At 74.3% G+C, this 4,255-nt stretch carries 7 protein-coding genes; 4 read left to right on the forward strand and 3 right to left on the reverse strand.

From position 1 onward, the window contains the following. Positions 1 to 203: type II toxin-antitoxin system Phd/YefM family antitoxin (locus E1284_RS38880; RefSeq protein ID WP_243715010.1), on the reverse strand; the 203-nt coding region annotated here is incomplete at its 3' end. A gap of 190 nt (positions 204 to 393) precedes the next feature. Between E1284_RS38880 and E1284_RS38885 the strand changes: the two genes are divergently transcribed. The 3 genes from E1284_RS38885 to E1284_RS38895 all read left to right on the forward strand — a co-directional run bounded on the left by E1284_RS38885 (position 394) and on the right by E1284_RS38895 (position 2,055). After that, entirely contained in the window at positions 394 to 966 is a 573-nt protein-coding gene (locus tag E1284_RS38885; protein WP_207924212.1) for a ClpP family protease, read from the forward strand. Beyond that, positions 963 to 1,565 (forward strand): ATP-dependent Clp protease proteolytic subunit, encoded by a 603-nt coding sequence (locus tag E1284_RS38890; protein ID WP_131945140.1) that lies wholly within the window; start codon positions 963 to 965, stop codon positions 1,563 to 1,565. The genes E1284_RS38885 and E1284_RS38890 overlap by 4 nt, the downstream gene beginning before the upstream one ends. 145 nt (positions 1,566 to 1,710) lie before the next feature. Next, positions 1,711 to 2,055 (forward strand): RNA polymerase-binding protein RbpA, encoded by a 345-nt coding sequence (locus E1284_RS38895; RefSeq protein ID WP_131945145.1) that lies wholly within the window; start codon positions 1,711 to 1,713, stop codon positions 2,053 to 2,055. A gap of 64 nt (positions 2,056 to 2,119) precedes the next feature. On the opposite strand, the gene E1284_RS38900 is transcribed toward E1284_RS38895, so the two are convergent. After that, positions 2,120 to 2,782, reverse strand: coding sequence for a response regulator (locus E1284_RS38900; protein WP_131945141.1), 663 nt, complete (start codon positions 2,780 to 2,782; stop codon positions 2,120 to 2,122). Further along, complete coding sequence (locus E1284_RS38905; protein WP_207924211.1) at positions 2,779 to 3,771, reverse strand: sensor histidine kinase; 993 nt, start codon at positions 3,769 to 3,771, stop codon at positions 2,779 to 2,781. Before E1284_RS38905 ends, E1284_RS38900 begins: the two co-directional genes overlap by 4 nt. 135 nt (positions 3,772 to 3,906) lie before the next feature. Between E1284_RS38905 and E1284_RS38910 the strand changes: the two genes are divergently transcribed. Next, a partial coding sequence (locus tag E1284_RS38910; RefSeq protein ID WP_131945143.1) for an ATP-binding cassette domain-containing protein occupies positions 3,907 to 4,255 on the forward strand: 349 nt, incomplete at its 3' end.

Genomic DNA, 4,255 nt, shown 5'->3' on the forward strand with positions numbered 1-4,255 from the left:
TGTGTATAAGAGACAGGGACCGGGGGGACCGTGCCGCCGACCTGGAGGTCGAGGCGCTGGGCGCGGATCGCCTCCAGCAGTTCCAGGTCCTCCGGGCTGACCAGGGCGGCCATCACCTTGCCGCGCCGCGTGAGCTTGACGGGCTCGCCCGTGTAGGCGACCCGGTTCACCAGATCCGCGAACTGGGCTCGTGCTTCGGTCACCGGAACATCCACATCATTCATCGTATAGCGAAACACCCGATCTCCCCCTGGCCCGGCGTCCGGCACGGCAATATGCTCTCCTGTACATAGTGTACGTAACGTACAGATCATCAAGGAGGGTGCCGTGAGCAGCGAACCGACGCGGGACGGCGAGCGGGTGGAGACGTTCGCGGGGAGGTCGCGGGCCGCGGTGGCGGAGGTGCCGCAGCTCGCGGACGCGCAGCTGTTCGAGCGGCTGCTCGCGCAGCGGATCGTGTTCCTCGGCAGCGAGATCGACGACCGGGTCGCCAACCGGGTGAACGCGCAGCTGCTGCTGCTCGCGGCGCAGGACGCGCGGCGCGACATCACGATCTACGTCAACTCGCCCGGCGGGGTCGTGGACGCCGGCATGGCGATCTACGACATGATGCAGTTCGTCCCGAACGACATATCCACGGTCGCGATGGGCATGGCGGCCTCCATGGGACAGACGCTGCTGTGCGCGGGGACGCGGGGCAAGCGGTTCGCGCTGCGCCACGCGCGGGTGATGATGCACCAGCCGCACGGCGGGATCGGCGGCACCGCGTCCGACATCAAGATCCAGGCGGAGCAGTCGCTCTACCTCAAGCGGACCCTGGCCGAGCGCACCGCGTTCCACACCGGGCAGCCGCTGGAGCAGATCGAGGCCGACGGGGACCGCGACGCATGGTTCACCGCCGAGGAGGCCCGCGACTACGGCTTCGTCGACCACGTCATCGACAGCACCGACCGGGTGGGCACATGACACGTGCGGAACGGCGCTACCTCGTCCCCGAGTACGAGGAGCAGACGACCCACGGCCGCAAGGACACCAACCCCTACAACAGGCTCTTCGAGGACCGCATCGTCTTCCTCGGGGCGCCCGTGGACGACACCAGCGCCAACGACGTCACCGCGCAGATGCTGGCGCTGGAGGGCATGGACCCCGACCGGCCCATCGCGCTCTACATCAACTCGCCGGGCGGGTCGCTGACGGCGATGCTGGCGATCTGCGACACGATGCGCTACGTGCGGCCCGAGGTCGAGACGACGTGCGTCGGGCAGGCCGGGTCGGCGGCGGCGGTGCTGCTGGCCGCCGGGTCGCCCGGCCGCCGGCAGGCGCTGCGCGGCGCGCGGATCCTGCTGCACGAGCCGGAGATCGAGGTGTCCCGCGGCTACGCCACCGACCTGGACATCCAGGCGCGGGAGGTGCTGCGGCTGCGGGAGCAGACCGAGGCGATCCTGGCCGAGGCGACCGGCCGCAGCGCCGAGACGGTGCGGCGCGACCTGGACCGCGAGCGGTACTTCACCGCCGAGGAGGCCAAGGAGTACGGGCTGGTCGACGCGGTGCTCACCTCGCGCTGACCGGCGGGCGGGACCGCAGGTTCCGCGGCGGCGGCCCCGGGCGGCCGGAAACTGCAGGGTTGGATCACCCCGGGCGAGGGAATCTTGTCGGGGTGTTCAGCGTTGGTCAGGGCAAGACCGCAAGCCGTCTGGGAGGCACGTGACGATGGCCGAGCGCGCACTTCGCGGCACCCGACTCGGAGCGACGAGCTACGAGAATGATCGCAACACCGATCTGGCCCCTCGCCAAGAGGTGGACTATACCTGCACGAAGGGCCACCGGTTCACCGTGACGCTCGCCGCCGAGGCCGAGGTGCCGATGACGTGGGAATGCCGCAACTGCGGCGCCACGGCCCTGCGGGTCGACGGGGAGCTGCCGCAAGCGAAGAAGGGGAAGCCGCCGCGGACCCACTGGGACATGCTCATGGAGCGCAGGACCGTCGAGGATCTGGAGGAGGTCCTCGCCGAGCGCCTGGAGATCCTGCGGGCGGGGCGCCGTAGGTCCGCATAACGAGGAGATCTTTTCACGGGCCCGTACCGGTGACGGTGCGGGCCCGTCCCATGCCCGGACGCCGTCAGCGGCCGGTGCGGGGCCGGACGAGGCCGCTCTCGTAGGCGGCGACCACGGCCTGGACGCGGTCGCGGAGGCCGAGCTTGCGCAGGATCCGGCTGACGTGGGTCTTCACCGTCTCCTCCCCCACGACGAGGCGGGCGGCGATCTCGGCGTTGGCCAGTCCCCCGGCGACCAGGCGGAGCACCTCGGTCTCGCGCGGGGTGAGGCCGGCCAGGCCCCCGCCGCCGGGCGGGCGGGGCCGCAGCCGCGCGAACTCGCCGATCAGGCGGCGGGTGACGGCCGGGGCGAGCAGCGCCTCCCCCGCCGCCACGACCCGGACGGCGTCGAACAGCCGCTCGGCGGTGACGTCCTTGAGCAGGAACCCGCTGGCGCCCGCGACGAGGGCGTCGTAGACGTGCTCGTCCAGGTCGAACGTGGTCAGCATGAGCACGCGCGGCGGGTCCGGTTCGGCGGTGACGCGGCGGGTGGCCTCGATGCCGTCCATGACGGGCATCCGCACGTCCATCAGCACGACGTCGGGCCGGTGCTCGCGGCAGGCCGCGAGCGTCTCGGCGCCGTCGGACGCGGTCGCCACCACGGCCAGGTCCGGCTGGGTGCCGAGCAGCGCCCCGAACCCGGCGCGGACGACCTCCTGGTCGTCGGCGACCACCACGCGGACGGTCACGGCGCCTCCAGCGGCAGCGTCGCCTCGACCAGGAACCCGCCGACCGGGCCGGGCCCGGCGCGCAGGTCGCCGCCGACGGCGGCGGCGCGCTCGCGCATCCCGAGCAGCCCGTGCCCGGCGGCCCCCGGACCGGGGCCGGGGCCGGGGCCGTTGTCGCGGACGGTGACCCGCAGCACGTCCGGCGCGTAGTCGAGTTCCACGTCGACGGCGGCGCCGGCCGCGTGCCTGCGCGCGTTGGTCAGGGCCTCCTGCGCGATCCGGTAGGCGGCGAGCTCCAGGCCGGGGTCGAGGGCGGCGACGTCCCCGCGGACGATCAGCCGGACCCCGGCGGCGCCCGACCCGCGGGACTCGTCCACGAGGTCCAGGAGCTGCTGCAGGCCGGGCTGGGGGCGGCGGGCCGGCTCAGCGCCGGCGTCCTCGCGCAGCACGCCGAGCAGCCGCCGCATCTCGGTGAGCGCGGTGCGGGCGGTGTCGCCGATGGCCAGCAGCCGCTCGGCGCCCTCGGCGGGCATGCCGGGGACGGCGAGCCGCGCCGTCTCGGCCTGCACGGAGATCATCGAGATGTGGTGGGCGACGACGTCGTGCAGCTCGCGGGCGATGCGGGCCCGCTCGCCCCGCGCGGTGTGCTCCAGCAGCGTGCTCTCGAACGCGCGGCGGGACGCGGCGAGCGCGGCGGCCTCGGCGCGCCGCCTCAGGACCCGCCGCCGGACCAGCACCGCCCAGACGGTAACGAGCGCCACCAGCGCGGCGACGGCGGCACCGCGGTGCAGGACGCACGCGGCGGCGGCCGCGGCGGTGATCGTCACGGCGGCGCCGGTGATGCGGTCGCGGGCCAGGGCGAGCGGCAGCGTCGCGCACACGTCCACCAGGATCGCCAGGGACAGCGCGGCGCCGGACCCGTGCGCGCGCACGACGGCCTCGGCCGCGCCCGCCGCGGCGAGGCAGGCGCCCGCCACCGGCCACCGCGACCACCCGCCGATCTCCCCCACGGACGCCATTGTGGCGGGTGCGGCGGCCCGGCGGCGTCCCTCCCGGGAGGGACCCGCGTCCCCCGGCCCGGCCCCGCGAAGACGCCTCCCGGGCGTGACGACGCGGAAGCGGCCCGGTCCGTAGCCTCCCTGGGCATGGAGGCAACCATCGAAGTGCGGGGCCTGCGCAAGCGGTACGGGGCGGCGGTCGCGGTGGACGACCTGTCGTTCACCGCCGGGCCCGGGCAGGTCACCGGGTTCGTCGGCCCGAACGGCGCCGGCAAGTCCACCACCATGCGGATGATCATGGGTCTGGACCGGCCCGACGCCGGGACGGCGCTGGTCGGCGGGAAGCCCTACCGGTCGCTGCGGACGCCGCTGTGCCGGCTCGGCGCGATGCTGGACGCCGCGGCGGTGCATCCGGCGCGGCGGGCCCGCGACCACCTGCGCTGGCTCGCGCACGCCGGCGGGCTGCCCGCCCGGCGGGTGGACGAGGTGATCGAGC

The sequence above is a fragment of the Actinomadura bangladeshensis genome, from assembly GCF_004348335.1.
In the GTDB taxonomy this organism is placed as follows: Bacteria; Actinomycetota; Actinomycetes; order Streptosporangiales; family Streptosporangiaceae; genus Spirillospora; species Spirillospora bangladeshensis.

Excerpts from the sequence above, each read along its gene's own strand:
- E1284_RS38890 (WP_131945140.1), top strand. The coding sequence starts at position 963 with ATGACACGTGCGGAACGGCGCTACCTCGTCCCCGAGTACGAGGAGCAG.
- E1284_RS38895 (WP_131945145.1), top strand. The coding sequence starts at position 1,711 with ATGGCCGAGCGCGCACTTCGCGGCACCCGACTCGGAGCGACGAGCTAC.